Origin of the sequence: Variovorax sp. V118, assembly GCF_041154445.1 — a bacterium.
GTDB lineage: Bacteria > Pseudomonadota > Gammaproteobacteria > Burkholderiales > Burkholderiaceae_C > Variovorax > Variovorax boronicumulans.
Window position 1 is genome coordinate 4,161,767 of sequence record NZ_AP028663.1, and the last position, 15,492, is coordinate 4,177,258.

The 15,492-nt window shown below is 69.1% G+C and carries 13 protein-coding genes; 9 read left to right on the forward strand and 4 right to left on the reverse strand.

Translation table 11 applies throughout. The features are described from left to right. Positions 1–12: 12 nt before the first annotated feature. Positions 13–1,482, reverse strand: a complete 1,470-nt coding sequence (locus ACAM52_RS19310; RefSeq protein ID WP_369644327.1) for an HD domain-containing phosphohydrolase — start codon at positions 1,480–1,482, stop codon at positions 13–15. Between the two features lie 150 nt (positions 1,483–1,632). Between ACAM52_RS19310 and ACAM52_RS19315 the strand changes: the two genes are divergently transcribed. Next, on the forward strand, positions 1,633–2,247 hold the full coding sequence (locus tag ACAM52_RS19315) for a DUF308 domain-containing protein (protein WP_369644328.1): 615 nt from the start codon (positions 1,633–1,635) through the stop codon (positions 2,245–2,247). Here ACAM52_RS19315 and ACAM52_RS19320 read toward each other — a convergent pair. Further along, on the reverse strand, positions 2,216–3,190 hold the full coding sequence (locus ACAM52_RS19320; RefSeq protein WP_369644329.1) for a hypothetical protein: 975 nt from the start codon (positions 3,188–3,190) through the stop codon (positions 2,216–2,218). The genes ACAM52_RS19315 and ACAM52_RS19320 overlap by 32 nt on opposite strands. A gap of 97 nt (positions 3,191–3,287) precedes the next feature. Beyond that, positions 3,288–5,078, reverse strand: a complete 1,791-nt coding sequence (locus ACAM52_RS19325; RefSeq protein WP_369644330.1) for a SulP family inorganic anion transporter — start codon at positions 5,076–5,078, stop codon at positions 3,288–3,290. A gap of 207 nt (positions 5,079–5,285) precedes the next feature. Here ACAM52_RS19325 and ACAM52_RS19330 point away from each other — a divergent pair, with 207 nt between their 5' ends. The 5 genes from ACAM52_RS19330 (at position 5,286) to ACAM52_RS19350 (ending at position 11,222) form a co-directional block, all read left to right on the forward strand. Then, positions 5,286–6,527 (forward strand): 3-methyl-2-oxobutanoate dehydrogenase (2-methylpropanoyl-transferring) subunit alpha, encoded by a 1,242-nt coding sequence (locus tag ACAM52_RS19330; protein WP_369644331.1) that lies wholly within the window; start codon positions 5,286–5,288, stop codon positions 6,525–6,527. Between the two features lie 5 nt (positions 6,528–6,532). Continuing rightward, entirely contained in the window at positions 6,533–7,546 is a 1,014-nt protein-coding gene (locus ACAM52_RS19335; protein ID WP_062472230.1) for an alpha-ketoacid dehydrogenase subunit beta, read from the forward strand. Then, the gene (locus ACAM52_RS19340; RefSeq protein WP_369644332.1) at positions 7,547–8,761 is read left to right on the forward strand and encodes a dihydrolipoamide acetyltransferase family protein; all 1,215 of its coding nucleotides are present in this window, start codon (positions 7,547–7,549) and stop codon (positions 8,759–8,761) included. 212 nt (positions 8,762–8,973) lie between these two features. Then, positions 8,974–10,278: a sugar ABC transporter substrate-binding protein gene (locus tag ACAM52_RS19345; RefSeq protein ID WP_369644333.1), complete on the forward strand. Its 1,305-nt coding sequence runs from the start codon at positions 8,974–8,976 to the stop codon at positions 10,276–10,278. 41 nt (positions 10,279–10,319) lie between these two features. After that, positions 10,320–11,222: a helix-turn-helix domain-containing protein gene (locus ACAM52_RS19350; protein ID WP_369644334.1), complete on the forward strand. Its 903-nt coding sequence runs from the start codon at positions 10,320–10,322 to the stop codon at positions 11,220–11,222. 12 nt (positions 11,223–11,234) lie between these two features. Here ACAM52_RS19350 and ACAM52_RS19355 read toward each other — a convergent pair whose 3' ends face one another. Next, entirely contained in the window at positions 11,235–11,882 is a 648-nt protein-coding gene (locus ACAM52_RS19355; RefSeq protein ID WP_369644335.1) for a nucleoside/nucleotide kinase family protein, read from the reverse strand. Positions 11,883–12,116: 234 nt separating this feature from the next. On the opposite strand from ACAM52_RS19355, the gene ACAM52_RS19360 reads away from it, so the two are divergent. The 3 genes from ACAM52_RS19360 to ACAM52_RS19370 all read left to right on the forward strand — a co-directional run bounded on the left by ACAM52_RS19360 (position 12,117) and on the right by ACAM52_RS19370 (position 15,432). After that, complete coding sequence (locus ACAM52_RS19360; RefSeq protein WP_062472092.1) at positions 12,117–13,448, forward strand: C4-dicarboxylate transporter DctA; 1,332 nt, start codon at positions 12,117–12,119, stop codon at positions 13,446–13,448. A gap of 5 nt (positions 13,449–13,453) precedes the next feature. After that, positions 13,454–14,161: a GntR family transcriptional regulator gene (locus ACAM52_RS19365; RefSeq protein WP_062472095.1), complete on the forward strand. Its 708-nt coding sequence runs from the start codon at positions 13,454–13,456 to the stop codon at positions 14,159–14,161. A 161-nt stretch (positions 14,162–14,322) separates the two neighbouring features. Further along, positions 14,323–15,432 (forward strand): AI-2E family transporter, encoded by a 1,110-nt coding sequence (locus ACAM52_RS19370; RefSeq protein ID WP_369644336.1) that lies wholly within the window; start codon positions 14,323–14,325, stop codon positions 15,430–15,432. Positions 15,433–15,492: the final 60 nt, after the last annotated feature.

Below are 15,492 nucleotides of genomic sequence, written 5' to 3' on the forward strand. Positions count from 1 at the left end.
TAGCGCGGCCCGCTACAGCAGGCCTCTGGCAGAGGCCTTCAGCGTGGCGGCCGCGCGGGTCGAGCAACCGAGCTTGCGAAACACGCGTTCGACGTGCGTGCGCACCGTGCTCGCACTGATGCCCAGCGCACGCGCGACCTGCTTCGTGTTGTCGCCCTGGCTGATGCAGCGCAGGACGTCCAGCTCGCGCTGGGACAGCGACGCGTCGTCCTGCGCGGGCACCACAGGCTTCGCAGGCGTGCCCGAGAGCGCGCAGGCGAGCAGCGCACCGACGACCTCCGCGTCGAAGCGGCCGGCCTCGACGTCCGCCTGCATGTGATCGCGCGCCTGCGCATCGGTCAGTTCGGGTCGCCACGGGCGGCGGGTGCGGTGCGAGACCCACTGCTCGGCCGCCGCGACGACCTGCCCTTCGAGCGGCATCGACGCGCCGGAGCGGCCACGGAAGTAGCCGGAGCCATCGCGCCGCTCGAAGGCGAACGAGGCGATCTCTGCTTCTGCCGCGAGACCGTCGATCTGCCCTGCGGCGCGGGACGTCCAGTACGGCACGAGCCGCAGGCGCTCCATCGACGCGGCCGGCAGCGGCTCGGGCGCATTCCAGATGGCGTTGGGCACCGCGGCCCGCCCGATGCCGTGGATCAGGCCGGCCCGGTGGATGCGATGGCACATCGCTTCACCCATGCCCAGCTGGGCGCCGCAATCGCGCGCCAGGCGGGCCACGCGCCGCGAGTAGCCCGTCATCCACGGCAGCTTGAGGTCGCTCACGTCGCCGACGAGTTCCAGCCCGACGCGCCGGCGCATCGACACCGGCGGATCGGCAGCATCGGTCCACGGCGCGGGCGACGCATCCAGCCGCGTCATCCACGCCGCAGCGTGCGGTGCGCAGGCGTCGACCAGGAAGCCGGGGTAGAGGCTGTCGGCACGTCCCCGCGCGAGCGTGAGGGCTTCGTCGAGCCCGTAGAGGCGGCTGAAGATTTCCAGATCGCTCGCCAGGGCCACGACGTAGGTGGCCAGCGGCACGCCCTCGCCCTGCAGCAGGCCGGGGACGCCGCTGCCATCGAAGGCCTCGAAGACGGCGCGCAGTGCGGCTTCGGCCTCGAACCCCAGGCCGAGCATGTTCGCGATGTCGCCGGCAATCTCGCAGTGGATCTGGGCCATCGCCACGACGGCCCCGGGGATGGACGCTTGGTGGGGCTGGCGCAGGCGCGGTTGCGCGGAGGCCAGAAGGGCTCGCCGCCCCAGCACGTCGTCTTCCAGGAAGTCCGCGAACTCCTGCGCGTTCGCCGTGCAACCCGACCAGCGCAGCAGCGCCACGTGCTGCGCGACCTCGACCTGCGCCGCGTGGCAGCCGGCCTGTGTCGCGATCGTGCCGGCCAGCCAGGCGGTGCGCAGCGAATGGTCGATGGGCTGGCCCATGCTCAGGTCGCCGATGAAGGCGAGCGCGCGGGCCGCGTCGAAAGCGGTGAGGGTGGTGTCTTCGGGCATGGGATCGCGGGGGCGAGCGCACAGCATCGCACAGCCGCCGGTTCGGCGCGTGTCGGGCATTCGACCGATACCGTGGTCCGGGGGAACGCAGAAGAATCGTTGCACCCGCCTCGTGCGAGGCGCGCCCTCTCCTCCTACCTCCCCCCTTTCATGTCCGACATCATCCAACCCCCTTTGCAGCCGGCCGCCTGGCTGCGCAAGCTCTACTTCACCCGCACGGCCTTTTCCTTCGTGTGGGTCGCGATGGCCTTCACCGTCGCCAGGCAGTCGCCGGTGCTGACGGCGATCCTGCTGGTCGTCTATCCGGCGTGGGACGCGCTGGCGAACCTCGTGGACGCCCGGATGACGGGCGGCCCCCGGGCCAACCCCAGCCAGATGCTGAACACGTGGATCAGCGCGCTGGTCACCGCGGCCGTGGTGGCGTCCCTGGTGCTCGGGCTCCAGATCGGCCTGGCCATCTTCGGCGCCTGGGCCATCGTGTCGGGCCTGCTGCAGCTGGCGACGGCCGTTCGCCGCCGAAAGCGCCATCGGGGGCAGTGGGTGATGATGCTGAGCGGCGCGCAGTCCGCGCTGGCCGGCGGCCTCTTCGTCGCACGGCAAGGCACCGACGCCCCGGTCCTGCAGACGCTCGCAGGCTATGCGACGGTGGGCGCCGTGTACTTCCTGATCTCCGGCCTCGTGATCCTGTTTCGCAAGCCGCAGGAGCGGCCCGTGAACCCGCTCACCGCCACGCCTACAGCATCTTCCACTTCTTGCGGTCGATGACGCGGCGGCGCGTGTCCATGTTCAGCTGCGACAGCTCGATGTTCACCTGGTCCTTCGTGATGTCGACCAGCCCCCAGTTGCATTGCAGCGCGCCGACGGTGACGGCCGTGCGCAGCGCGGCGCCGGAGGACGTGGCTTCGAACAGGCTCCAGGGGCCTGCCGGCCACGGCACGGCGAAGCGGTTCTCGTGCACGTCGCCGCTGAGGATGAGGATGCGGCGCTTCTCCGCGAGCTTGAGGATCGCGGCGTGCTCGGCCGCGCAGTCCATCCAGGTCTCGCCGTGGCGGGCTTCGAAGGTGAGGCCGCTGGCGATCAGGTGCACGGTCTTCTCGTCCGAGTCTTCGATGGCCTTCTTCAGCTTGTTCATCTGCTTCTTGCCGAGCACGGCGTCCTCGCCGCCCTTGGTCTTGTAGCTGCGGCCGTCGGTGAGGTGCAGCATCACCGGGCCATCCGCATCGCCGACATTGCTCAGCATGAGGGGCCGGTAGCCGGGTTCGGGAACGCCCGAGGCCCAGGGATCGCCGGCCTTGGGAAAGGTCTTCGGATCGTTCGAATCCAGCGCCTTGCGGTATTCCTGGAACGCCGCGCGGGTCGGGTCCAGCAGGTGCCGGTAAGACGGCTGTCCCTCGATTTGCGCACCGCAGGCGCCGTTCCACAGAAAGTCGTGGTCGTCCCAGATCGGATGGATCTGCAGGTCGGTCTTGCGCACCAGCTTGGCGAACTCCTTCTGGTTCAGCTGGTCGCGCAGCCGGCCGAAGGCGTGGACCGCGAAGTCGTTCGCGCCCATGGCCTTGACCGCGCCCATGCTGGAGCCGTCCGCGTCGTAGTAGGCCGAGTCGCCCAGCAGCACCAGGTGCGTGGCGCCGGACGCGCCCACCTGGGTCCAGACAGGTTGTTCCTTGAAGGTCTGGGCACTGAAGCAGGAAGTAAAGGCGATCTTCATCGGGAGGCTCCTCGTTGTGGGTGCGCGGATGCTAGGAGCCGCCCCGAAACGTCGCCTCCCCCATCCATGGGAGGCGCATGCCGCGGGCCGCAAGGGCTCAGCGCCCCTCGTCTTCCCAGTCGACCCACTCCACCGGATGGGTCTTGAGGTACCCGCTGACGGCGGCACCGACGGTCGGAAAGAACGCGGCTTCGCCCAGCCGCGCGAAGAGCCCGAAGCGCTTCAGTTTGTCCTTGACGGGGTCCTTCATCTCGGCAAAGCACAGCTGGATGCCGGCGTCGCGCAAGCTGTCGACCAGCTCGGCCAGCATGTCGGCGGAGGTCACGTCCACGCTGGTGACGGGCTCTGCCGCGACGACCAGCCAGCGCACCGGCGCGGGCGACGACGCCATGGCCTCGCCCACCCGGTCGCGGAACAGCTCGGCATTGGCGAAGAACAGCGGCGCATCCCAGCGAAACAGGACCAGGCCCGGGATGAGGCGCGCGTCGGGATAGCGCGTGATGTCGTGGTAGCCCTTGACGCCGTCGGCGCGCCCCAGGACCGCGGAATAGGGGCGCCAGGCATCCCACAGGAATTCGATGACCGCGATCACGATGGCCAGGCCGATGCCCTCGACGGCGCCCAGCACGACCACGCCGACCGTGCAGGCGATCGACAGCCAGAACTCCCAGCGCTGGATGCGGTAGATCCGCCGCAGGTCGGCAATCTCGATCAGGCCGATGGCCGATGCGATCACGACCGCGGCCAGTGCGCTGGTGGGCAGGTTCTTCAGCAGGTCGGGCGCCGCCACCAGCAGCAGCGCAACGGCCAGCGCGCCGACGACGCCGGTCAGCTGCGTCCTGGCGCCCGCGGCCTCGGCCACGGGGGTGCGCGACGAACTGCTGCTGACGGCAAAGCCCTGGAAAAATCCGGCCGCCAGGTTGGCGGCGCCCAGCGCCACCATCTCCTGGTTCGGGTCGACGTGGGTGCGGGTGCGCGCCGCATAGACACGGGAGAGCACGCTGGTGTCGGCGAACGAGACGAGCGCGACGGCGCAGCCGCCGATCAGCACGGGGCCGATGTCGGCGGCCGTGATCCACGGGATGCCGAACGCCGGCAGGCCTTGCGGGAGGGCACCGAGCACCGGCACCCCCTCGCGTGTCGCCAGGCCCAGCACGCCGACGGCCACGGTCGCGCCCACCACGGCGATCAGGATGCCCGGCACGCGCCGGCGGCCCTTGAGCAGCAGGATGACGGCCAGGGTGCCCGCGCCGACCATGAGCGTGGTCGCGTGGGTCTTGCCCTCCATCACCGACACGGCGATGGCCTTCAGGGTCGCCAGCGGTGCGTCGCCTTCGACCGAAAAACCCAGCAGCCTGGGCAGCTGGCTGATCAGCACGGTCAACGCGATGCCGTTCATGTAGCCGTAGCGGATCGGCTTGGAAAGAAGCTCGGTGACGAAGCCCAGGCGCGCGACGCCCGCGAGGATGCACACCGTGCCCGACACGATCGCCATCAGGCCCGCCAGGGCGATGGCGCGCTGCGGGTCGCCGCCCGACAGCGGAAGGACGACGGCCAGGATGAGGGCCGCCAGCGAGGAATCCGGGCCCAGCACCAGGATCCGGCTGGGGCCGAACACGGCGTACGCGAGCAACGCCACGATGGTCGCGTAGAGGCCGTGGATGCCGGGGACGCCCGACGCCTGCGCATAGGCGATGCCGACGGGCACCAGCATCGTGGTCAGCACCAGCCCGGCCACGATGTCGTGCCGCAGCCAGGCCAGTTCGTACCCGCGCAGCGTGCGCAGTCCCGGCAGCCAGCGGCGCCACCCGGCCGCATCGGCGGCCTTCGCCCGCGGCGCACCGCGGCCGGGTTCGGAAAGAGGAGGTGGAGGTTCCAGGTCGTTCATGCGCCGAGGGCCACAGGGTGGACGGACAGTGCAGAGACGCGCCGGGAAAGGCAAGGGGGAAGACACGGGTGCCGGCATGGGCCGCGCGACCCTCCCCGCCCCTGCGCCGCGGGCGCCTGCGAAACACGCACTTGACCGGCTGCGCCCGCGCCCGAAATTCGCTAGGCTGTGGTGGCGCGCGATGCCATCGAGCGCGGAGACAACGCGATGAGCCAAGGCACATCTCTTCGTCTGCATGTACCGGAGCCCACCGGGCGGCCGGGGCACGAGACCGATTTCTCCTACCTGCACCTGTCGCGCGCCGGCGAGGTGCGAAAACCCCCGGTCGACGCATCGCCGGCCGACACCAGCGACCTGGCCTACACGCTGGTGCGCGTGCTCGACGACGAAGGCCGCGCCGTCGGCCCGTGGGCGCCGCCGGCCGACCCCGAGCTGCTGCGCCGCGGCCTGCGCGCGATGATGAAGACACGCGCCTTCGACGCCCGCATGCTGATCGCGCAGCGGCAGAAGAAGATCTCCTTCTACATGCAGTGCCTCGGCGAGGAGGCCATCGCCACCGGCCATGCGCTGGTGCTGCAGCAGGGCGACATGTGCTTTCCGACCTACCGCCAGCAGGGCCTGCTGCTGGCGCGCGACGACGTGACGCTGCTGGAGCTGACCTGCGAGCTGATGTCCAACGAGCGCGACCCGCTCAAGGGGCGGCAGCTGCCGGTGTGCTATTCGATGAAGCGGGCCGGCTTCTTCTCGATCTCGGGCAACCTGGCCACGCAGTTCATCCAGGCGGTGGGCTGGGGCATGGCCTCGGCAATCAAGGGCGATACGCGCATCGCCTCGGGCTGGATCGGCGACGGCGCCACCGCCGAGTCCGACTTCCACACGGCGCTGACCTTCGCGCACGTCTACCGCGCGCCGGTGATCCTCAACGTGGTCAACAACCAGTGGGCGATCTCGACCTTCCAGGCCATCGCCGGCGGCGAGGCCTCCACCTTCGCGGCGCGCGGCGTGGGCTGCGGCATCGCCTCGCTGCGCGTCGACGGCAACGACTTCCTCGCGGTGCTGGCGGCCTCGCGCTGGGCGGCCGAGCGCGCCCGCAGCAACCTGGGGCCGACGCTGATCGAGTGGGTCACCTACCGCGCCGGCGCGCATTCGACCTCGGACGATCCGTCGCGCTACCGCCCGGCCGACGACTGGGCGCATTTCCCACTGGGCGACCCGATCGCGCGCCTGGCACAGCACCTGACGGCGATCGGCGCCTGGTCGCAGCAGGAGCACGCGCAGACGCAGGCCGACATGCAGGCACAGGTGAACACCGCGGTGAAGGAGGCCGAGCGCTTCGGCTCCATGGCCGACGGGCACGTCGCGGGCGACGCCGCCCTGTTCGAGGACGTCTACAAGGACATGCCCGAGCACCTGAAGCGCCAGCGCGAACAGCTGGCGTCCGAGGGGTGACGGCCATGGCCTCGATGACGATGATCCAGGCCCTGCGCTCCGCCATGGACGTGATGCTCGAGCGCGACGACAACGTGATCGTCTACGGCCAGGACGTGGGCTACTTCGGCGGCGTGTTCCGCTGCACCGAAGGCCTGCAGGCCAAGTACGGCCGCTCGCGCGTGTTCGATGCGCCGATCAACGAGGGCGGCATCGTCGGCTCGGCCATCGGCATGGGCGCCTACGGCCTGCGCCCGGTGGTGGAGGTGCAGTTCGCCGACTACGTCTACCCGGCCTACGACCAGATCGTGTCCGAGGCGGCGCGCCTGCGCTACCGCTCGGCGGGCGACTTCACCGCGCCGATCACCATCCGCATGCCCTGCGGCGGCGGCATCTACGGCGGCCAGACGCACAGCCAGAGCCCGGAGGCGCTGTTCACGCACGTGTGCGGGCTGCGCACGGTGATGCCTTCCAATCCGCGCGATGCCAAGGGCCTCCTGATCGCCTCGATCGAGAACGACGACCCGGTCATCTTCCTGGAGCCCAAGCGGCTGTACAACGGCCCGTTCGACGGCCACCACGACCGGCCGCTGGTGCCCTGGTCGGCGCATCCGCTGGGCGAGGTGCCCGAGGGCTACTACACGGTGCCGCTGGAGTCGGCCACGGTGTTCCGCCCCGGCGCCGACCTGACGGTGATCAGCTACGGCACCATGGTCTTCGTCTGCGAAGCGGCCGCGCGCGAGACCGGCATCGACGCCGAGATCATCGACCTGCGCAGCCTGTGGCCGCTGGACCTGCAGACGCTGGTCGCCTCGGTGAAGAAGACCGGCCGCTGCGTGATCGTGCACGAGGCCACGCGCACCAGCGGCTTCGGCGCCGAGCTGACGGCGCTGGTGCAGGAGCATTGCTTCCACCACCTGGAAGCGCCGATCGGGCGCGTGGCCGGCTGGGACACGCCCTACCCGCATGCGCAGGAGTGGGCCTACTTCCCGGGCCCCGCGCGCGTCGGCGCGGCCCTGCGCCGCGCCATGGAGAACTGAATGGGCACGCTCACGATCAAGGTCCCGGACCTGGGCGAAGGCATTGCCGAGGTGGAGCTGGTGGCGTGGCGCGTGCAGCCCGGCGACACGGTGGCCGAAGACCAGGTGCTGGCCGACGTGATGACCGACAAGGCCACGGTCGAGATTCCCTCGCCGGCCGCGGGCCGGGTGCTCGCGCTCGGCGGCGAGGTGGGGCAGCAGATCGCGGTGGGCGCGGAACTGATCCGGATCGATGTGGCGGACGGCGGCGAAGCGCAGGAGGCGGTGCCGGCTGTGCCGGCCGTCTCGGCGCCGGCGCCTGCAGCGATGCCGGCGCCCGCCGAACGCGCGCGCCCCTCGGCCGGCAAGCCGCTCGCCGCGCCCGCGGTGCGCCATCGGGCGACGGTCCTCGGCATCGATCTGCGGCAGGTGTCGGGCAGCAGCGCGGACGGCCGCATCCTGCACGAGGACCTCGACGCCTGGCTGCTGCGCCGGCCCGGTCCGCCGACGCCGGATGCGGCGCGCTACGCCGAGCGCCACGACGAGGAGGCCGTGCCCGTGACCGGCGTGCGCCGCCGCATCGCGCAGCGCATGCAGGACGCGATGCGCCGCATTCCGCACTTCACCTACGTCGAGGAAGTCGACGTGACCGAGCTGGAACTGCTGCGCGCCCGCATCAACGAGCGCTGGGGCGGCGAGCGGGCGCACCTGACGCTGCTGCCGCTGCTGGTGCGCGCGGTGGTGCTGGCGGTGCCGCGCTTCCCGCAGATCAACGCCCGCTTCGACGACGAGGCGGGCGTGCTCACGCGCCACGGCGCGGTGCACGTCGGCATCGCCACCCAGACGGCGGCCGGCCTCATGGTGCCGGTGCTGCGCCATGCGGAGGCGCGCGACCTCTGGTCGAGCGCGACCGAGATCGCCCGCCTGGCCGACGCCGCGCGCGCGGGCCGGGCCACGCGCGACGAGCTGAGCGGCTCGACCCTCACCGTCACCAGCCTGGGCGCGCTGGGCGGCATCGCCTCCACGCCGATCATCAACACGCCCGAGGTGGCGATCGTCGGCGTCAACCGCATCGTGCAGCGCCCGGTGATGCTGGGCGGCGCGGTGGTCGCGCGCCGCATGATGAACCTGTCCTCCTCCTTCGACCACCGCGTGGTCGACGGCCAGCTGGCGGCCGAATTCGTGCAGGCCGTGCGGGCTTCGCTCGAATGCCCGGCGCTGCTTTTTGTCGAGTAGCTGCCGGCCGTGCGCACGGCATGCGGCATGAACCGGCGTCTGCGCAGTGCGCCGACCTCATCGGCCCACCCGGCCGGCTAGGGAAAATCGCTAGACCCAAAAGCACCGAAGTATCAATTCGGGCAAGTCGACGCGTTACAGGAATCGGACGATCCTCGCGATCCTTGGGGGAGATCGGAATCGCCGATTTCAAACCTGATGGGAGACACCTCATGACCTATACGAAACTGCTTGCAGGCCTGGCCGGCTCGGCATTCGCTTTTTCCGTCTCGGCCACCGAACTGGTCATCGCGACCGTCAACAACGGCCACATGATCGAGATGCAGAAGCTCACGCCCTTCTTCGAGAAGGCGAACCCCGACATCAAGCTCAAGTGGGTCACGCTCGAGGAAGGCACGCTGCGCCAGCGCGTGACCACCGACATCGCCACCAAGGGCGGCCAGTTCGACGTGATGACCATCGGCCTGTACGAAGCGCCGATCTGGTCGAAGAAGGGCTGGCTGCAGCCCATCGCCACCGATGCCGCCTACGACGCCGACGACCTGCTGCCCGCCATCCGCGCTGGCCTGTCGCACGAAGGCAAGCTGTACGCCGCGCCCTTCTACGGCGAGAGCTCGATGCTCATGTACCGCAAGGACCTGGCCGACAAGGTCGGCTTCAAGATGCCCGAGCAGCCTACCTGGGCGCAGGTGAAGGAGCTGGCCGGCAAGATCCACGACCCGAAGGCCGGCGTGTACGGCATGTGCCTGCGTGGCAAGCCGGGCTGGGGCGACAACATGGGCCCGATCACCACCCTCGTGAACACGCATGGCGGCCAGTGGTTCGACATGCAGTGGAAGCCGCAGATCGACACCAAGCCCTGGAAGGACGCGATCGGCTTCTACGTCGACCTCATGAAGGCCTACGGCCCGCCGGGCGCTTCGGCCAACAGCTTCAACGAGAACCTGGCGCTCTTCAACGAAGGCAAGTGCGGCATGTGGGTCGACGCGACCATCGCGGCCTCGTTCATCAGCGATCCGAAGCAGTCGAAGGTGGCCGACAAGGTGGCCTTCGCGCAGGCACCCGTCGCCGTGACGCCCAAGGGCGCGAACTGGCTGTGGACCTGGAACCTGGCCATTCCCGCCAGCTCGACCAAGGGCGCCGCCGCACAGACCTTCGTGAAGTGGGCGACCTCCAAGGAGTACGTCACCCTCGTGGCCAAGGAGAACGGCTGGGCCTCCGTGCCCACCGGCACGCGCAAGTCGACCTACGCGAACCCCGAGTTCCAGAAGGTCGCCAGGTTCGCCGCCGCCGAGAAGAAGGCCATCGACAGCGCCAACCTCAGCGACAGCACCTTGCCCAAGTCGCCGTACGTCGGCGTGCAGTACGCGGCCATTCCCGAGTTCCAGGCCATCGGCACCGGCGTGGGCCAGCAGATGAGCGCGGCGCTGTCGGGCAAGGTCACGGTCGACCAGGCGCTGAAGACCTCGCAGAGCATCGCCGAGCGAGAGATGAAGAAGGCCGGCTACTACAAGTAGCCGGCGCTTTGAAGCCAACGCAACGGGCGATCGGAAAGCACATGGAGAAGTCTCACCCGTCCAGGGAAGATCCGCTGTGCCGCAACGCAGAGCTCGGCTACAGCCCCTCGTCCGATCTCGACAGGCTCGTGCGCTGCGTGAGCCACGGCACGCCCTCGCCGCTCATCCGGTGGCACTACCACGACGACTACGAGATCCACCTGGTCGTGTCCACCTGCGGAAAGATGTTCGTGGGGGACTACATCGGCACCTTCGAGCCGGGCAACCTCGTGATCACCGGCCCGAGGCTTCCTCACAACTGGATCTCGACGAACGCACCCGCCGGCGGCGTGGCACTGCGCGATCACTGCATCGTCTTCGACCGGGGGCCGCTGGACCGGGCGTCCGAATCGATCTCGGAACTCAAGGACGTGCTGCCCCTTCTGGACCGGTCTGCGCGCGGCATCGAATTCTTCGACATGTCGGCGCTCGCGGGCGACTACTTCGGCCGCATCCGTGCCAGCCAGGGCATATCGAGGTTCTCGGTCTTCCTCGAGTTCCTCTGCGTGCTCAGCGAGTGGAAGGACTACCGGCTGCTCTCCAACCCCTGGACCGATGCGGCGGAGGACGCCAGCTCGATGGCGCAGATCGACGCGATCATCGGCTTCATGAACGACCGCTATGCCGAAGACCTGTCGATGCCGCGGGTGGCTCGGCACTTCGGCATGAGCAAGAGCCATTTCTCGCGTCTCTTTCATCGGCGCACAGGCAACACGTTCACGGACTTCCTGATCCAGCTGCGCGTGTCCAGGGCGTGCCAGCTGCTGGCGCATGCGCGCGATCCGATCGCCGCGATCTGTCAGGACGTCGGGTTCAACAACGTTGCCAACTTCAACCGCCGCTTCCTTGCGGTGAAGGGAATGACGCCTTCCGCGTTTCGCAAGGCGTTTGCGGACCCTCGCTGAGGGCGGCGGGGCTCAGGACCACGTGAACACGTGGTGAGCGCGTGCCTTCGTTGCAGCGATCAGCCGCGCGTTCGGTGCATCGGTATTGGCCACCCAGTCGCGCGCGGCCTCGGCATTGCGGCCGAACTGCCGATGGCGCGCGAGCAGGCGTTCCTCGCGCACCGCGTCGTCGATGTCCACGTACCAGACCTCGTCGAGCATCGCCGCCGCCCCCGCCCACGGGGCGGCGTCGTGCAGGAGGTAGTTGCCTTCGGTGATGACGAGGGGTGTCGAGGGCAGCACCGCAATGGCGCCGGCGATCGGCTCCTCGATCTCGCGGCGGAACTCGGGGGCGTAGACGGTGTCGCCGTCGGGGCGCTGATTGCGCAGCCGCTGCAGCAGGGCGACGTAGCCGGCGCTGTCGAAGGTATCGGGCGCGCCCTTTCGGTCGGCACGGCCAAGCCGTTGCAACTCGACGTTGGCGAGGTGAAAGCCGTCCATCGGCACGACCTGCGCGCAGCCGGCGCCAGCCGCCTGGCGCAACGCCATCGCGAGCGTGGACTTGCCTGCGCCGGGCGCACCGACCAGCCCCAGCAGCTTGCGCTGGCCGCCGGCCATCAGGGCATGCAGGCGCGCGACTGAATCTGAAGGAAGAAAGAAGGGCTGCGGCATGGTGTTCATGGCTGCAGCGTATCGCCCGCGCCGCCCCGGAGTTTGCCAATGGCGCCTTCGTTCTTTGCACATGGCGCACGGCGCTTCAAAGCTGGAAGCTTCACGCCCGAGCCCCGCAGGCAGCCGGAACGCCCCGGGAATACCCTCTGAACCCCCTGCAATCTTCTTGCCTACAGTTCTTGTATGCAAGAAAAAGCGATCCTTGCATGCAAAACCTCGACACGACAACGACAGGAGATTTCCATGCCTCGCTTTGCCAAATCGCTCTTCGGACAGGTGGTCATCGCACTGGTGATCGGCGTGCTCGTCGGCCTCTTTGCCCCCGAGTTCGCCGCCAAGCTCAAGCCGCTGGGTGACGGCTTCATCAAGCTGATCAAGATGATCATTCCCGTGCTGGTGTTCTGCGTGGTGGTGCATGGCATCGCCGGCGCGGGCGACCTCAAGCGCGTGGGCCGGGTCGGCGTGAAGGCGCTGATCTACTTCGAGGTGCTGACCACCATCGCGCTGGCGATGGGCCTGGTGCTGGCCTTCGTGTTCGAGCCGGGCGTGGGCATGAACGTCGACCCCAAGGCGCTGGACGCCAGCGCCATGAGCGCCTACGCCTCCAACGCCGACAAGCTCACCAGCGGCGGCACGGTCGAGTTCCTGATGAAGCTCATTCCCACCACGGTGGTGGCCGCCTTCGCCACGGGCGACGTGCTGCAGGTGCTGCTGTTCGCGGTGCTGTTCGGCTGCGCGCTGTCGCTGCTGGGTGATCGCGGTGCGCCGGTGGCGGCGGTGGTGGACGCGCTCTCGCTGGTGCTGTTCAAGATCATGGGGATCATCATCAAGCTGGCCCCGCTGGGCGTGCTGGGCGCCATTGCCTTCACGGTGGGCAAGTACGGCATCGGTTCGCTCAAGCAGCTGGGCATGCTGGTCGCCCTCTTCTACGGCGCGGTGCTGGTCTTCGTGTTCGTGGTGCTGGGGCTGGTGATGCGCATGTCGGGCTTCAGCCTCTGGAAGCTGCTGCGCTACCTGCGCGAAGAGCTGGCCATCGTGTTCGCCACCACCTCGTCGGACAGCGTGCTGCCGCAGATCATGGCCAAGCTGCGCCGCATGGGCATCCGCGATTCGACGGTGGGCCTGGTGATTCCCACGGGCTACTCGTTCAACCTCGACGCGTTCTCGATCTACATCACGCTGGCGGCGGTGTTCATTGCGCAGGCTACCAACACGCCGATCTCGATGGCCGACCTGCTGACCATCCTGGCGATCGCGCTGGTCACCTCCAAGGGCGCGCACGGCGTGCCGGGCTCGGCCATCGTGGTGCTGGCCGCCACGCTGCATGCGATTCCGGCGATTCCCGCCATCGGCCTGGTGCTGGTGCTGTCGGTCGACTGGTTCATGGGCATCGCCCGCGCGCTGGGCAACCTGATCGGCAACTGCGTGGCCACCGTGGCGATCGCCGCGTGGGAAGGCGACATCGACCGCGAACGTGCCCATGCCGTGCTCGACGGCACCTATTCGCCCGACGACGAGCCGCTGGCCGAGGCGCCCGTGGTAAACACCGGCACCGCCGCTTCCACCGCCCACTGAAAAAAATGCCCGCCGACGTCAGCCCCACCGCCATCGCCGAACGCGTCGTCGAGGCCATCCTCGCGCAGAAGCTCGCGCCCGGCGACCGGCTCGGCGAGCAGGCGCTGGCCGAGAACTTCTCGGTCAGCCGCACCATGGTGCGCGAGGCGCTGATGCAGCTGCAGGCGCGCGGGTTCGTCGAGGTGCAGTCGCGCCGTGGCTGGTACGTGGTGGAGCCCTCGGCCGAAGAAGCGCGCGACGCCTTCTCGGCACGCCGCATCGTCGAAGCCGGCATCCTGGCCGCGAGCGAAGGCCGGCCGCTGGGCCAGGTGATCCGCAAGCTGCGCGACCACATCGCCGACGAGCAGCGCGCCATCGAAGGCGCCGACGCCGCCACGCGCGCCTTCCTGCTGGCCGACTTCCATGTCTGCCTGGCCGAGCAGATGGGCCACCAGCTGCTGGTCGACGTGCTGCGCGACCTCACGGCGCGCACCACGCTGGCGGCCACGCTCTACCAGTCGAAGCACGAGGCCGGGCAGTCGTGCGCGGAGCACGGCGCCATCGTCGCGGCGCTCGAGGCCGGCAACATCGAGCAGGCGCGCCAGCTCATGCTCGACCACATCGGCAATGTCGAACGGGCGCTGGAGGTCGACGCCACCGCCGAGCCCGATGCGCCGAGCCGGCTGCGCGCCACGCTCGCGCCGGTGGCGCTGCCGCGCGCCGCCAGACGTTGAAGCTGTGCATTTGTGCCACGATCAGCTATCGATTGCATAGCTGACACCCGCCGCCGGCCTTGCGCCCGCGGCGTTTTTCCTTGGCAACCCTGCTGCGCCGCACAAGGGCGCGCCGGCTGACACGGCGGCGGGTTCCGGCTCGGCTACAGTCCGAGACACTTATGAACTCTCCCCAACTCCAGCGCGGCGTCTTCCTCGCCCTGCTTGCCGCCGTCACCGTCGCCTTTCTGTGGGTGCTGATGCCGTTCTTCGGCGCGGTGCTCTGGGGGGTGGCGCTGGCGATTCTGTTCACGCCGCTGTTCAAGTGGCTACTCAAGAAGATGCCCGGCCGGCGCAACGTGGCCGCGCTGTCCACATTGGCGATCTGCCTGTTCATCGTGATCCTGCCGCTGGCGATGGTGGGCGTGTCGCTGGTGCAGGAGGTGGCGCTGATCACGCAGAGCATCCGCTCGGGCCAGATCAATTTCGCGGCCTACTTCCAGCAGATCCTGAACGCCACGCCGCAGTGGCTGCTGAACATCGTGGAGCGCTTCAACCTGGGCGACATGGCGGCCTGGCAGGCGCGCGTCTCGGCCATCGCGGGCCAGGCCAGCCAGCTCATCGCCAGCCAGGCGCTGGCCATCGGGCAGAACACCTTCGACTTCGTGGTGAGCTTCTTCGTGATGCTCTACCTGCTGTACTTCCTGGTGCGCGACGGCACGTCGCTCTCGAAGACCATGCGCGACGCGCTGCCGCTGGCCAAGCCGCACACGCACTACCTGCTGAACAAGTTCACCACCGTGATCCGCGCCACCGTGAAGGGCAACGTGGCCGTGGCCATCGCGCAGGGCACCATCGGCGGGCTGGCCTTCTGGTTCCTGGGCGTGCAGGGCGCGCTGCTGTGGGCGGTGCTGATGGCCTTCCTTTCGCTGCTGCCGGCCGTGGGCGCGGCGCTGATCTGGGGGCCCGTGGCCATCTACTACCTGGCCACCGGGCACTTCTGGCAGGGCGGCGTGCTGATCTTCATCGGCGTGTTCGTGATCGGCCTGGTCGACAACATCCTGCGCCCCGTGCTCGTGGGCAAGGACACGCAGATGCCCGACTACATCGTGCTGATGTCCACCATCGGCGGCATGGCGATCTTCGGCATCAACGGCTTCGTGATCGGGCCGGTGATCGCGGCGCTGTTCATGGCGGCCTGGAGCCTGTTTGCGGACTCGGGCCATGTGGGCACGGGGCACGCGGTCGAAGAGGCCGCGCAGGCTCCGAAGGACGGGCAGGACAAGGCCTGACGCCGCGCCGGGCCTCTCTCGGGCCCCGGCGTTCACTCCCTCTGCGCGCATTTCGCGCAC

Coding starts and splice junctions, on each gene's coding strand:
- ACAM52_RS19325 (WP_369644330.1), bottom strand. CDS start 5,078: ATGAACGACCTGGAACCTCCACCTCCTCTTTCCGAACCCGGCCGCGGT.
- ACAM52_RS19310 (WP_369644327.1), bottom strand. CDS start 1,482: ATGCCCGAAGACACCACCCTCACCGCTTTCGACGCGGCCCGCGCGCTC.
- ACAM52_RS19330 (WP_369644331.1), top strand. CDS start 5,286: ATGAGCCAAGGCACATCTCTTCGTCTGCATGTACCGGAGCCCACCGGG.
- ACAM52_RS19315 (WP_369644328.1), top strand. CDS start 1,633: ATGTCCGACATCATCCAACCCCCTTTGCAGCCGGCCGCCTGGCTGCGC.
- ACAM52_RS19365 (WP_062472095.1), top strand. CDS start 13,454: ATGCCCGCCGACGTCAGCCCCACCGCCATCGCCGAACGCGTCGTCGAG.
- ACAM52_RS19335 (WP_062472230.1), top strand. CDS start 6,533: ATGGCCTCGATGACGATGATCCAGGCCCTGCGCTCCGCCATGGACGTG.
- ACAM52_RS19370 (WP_369644336.1), top strand. CDS start 14,323: ATGAACTCTCCCCAACTCCAGCGCGGCGTCTTCCTCGCCCTGCTTGCC.
- ACAM52_RS19345 (WP_369644333.1), top strand. CDS start 8,974: ATGACCTATACGAAACTGCTTGCAGGCCTGGCCGGCTCGGCATTCGCT.
- ACAM52_RS19360 (WP_062472092.1), top strand. CDS start 12,117: ATGCCTCGCTTTGCCAAATCGCTCTTCGGACAGGTGGTCATCGCACTG.
- ACAM52_RS19355 (WP_369644335.1), bottom strand. CDS start 11,882: ATGAACACCATGCCGCAGCCCTTCTTTCTTCCTTCAGATTCAGTCGCG.
- ACAM52_RS19320 (WP_369644329.1), bottom strand. CDS start 3,190: ATGAAGATCGCCTTTACTTCCTGCTTCAGTGCCCAGACCTTCAAGGAA.
- ACAM52_RS19340 (WP_369644332.1), top strand. CDS start 7,547: ATGGGCACGCTCACGATCAAGGTCCCGGACCTGGGCGAAGGCATTGCC.
- ACAM52_RS19350 (WP_369644334.1), top strand. CDS start 10,320: ATGGAGAAGTCTCACCCGTCCAGGGAAGATCCGCTGTGCCGCAACGCA.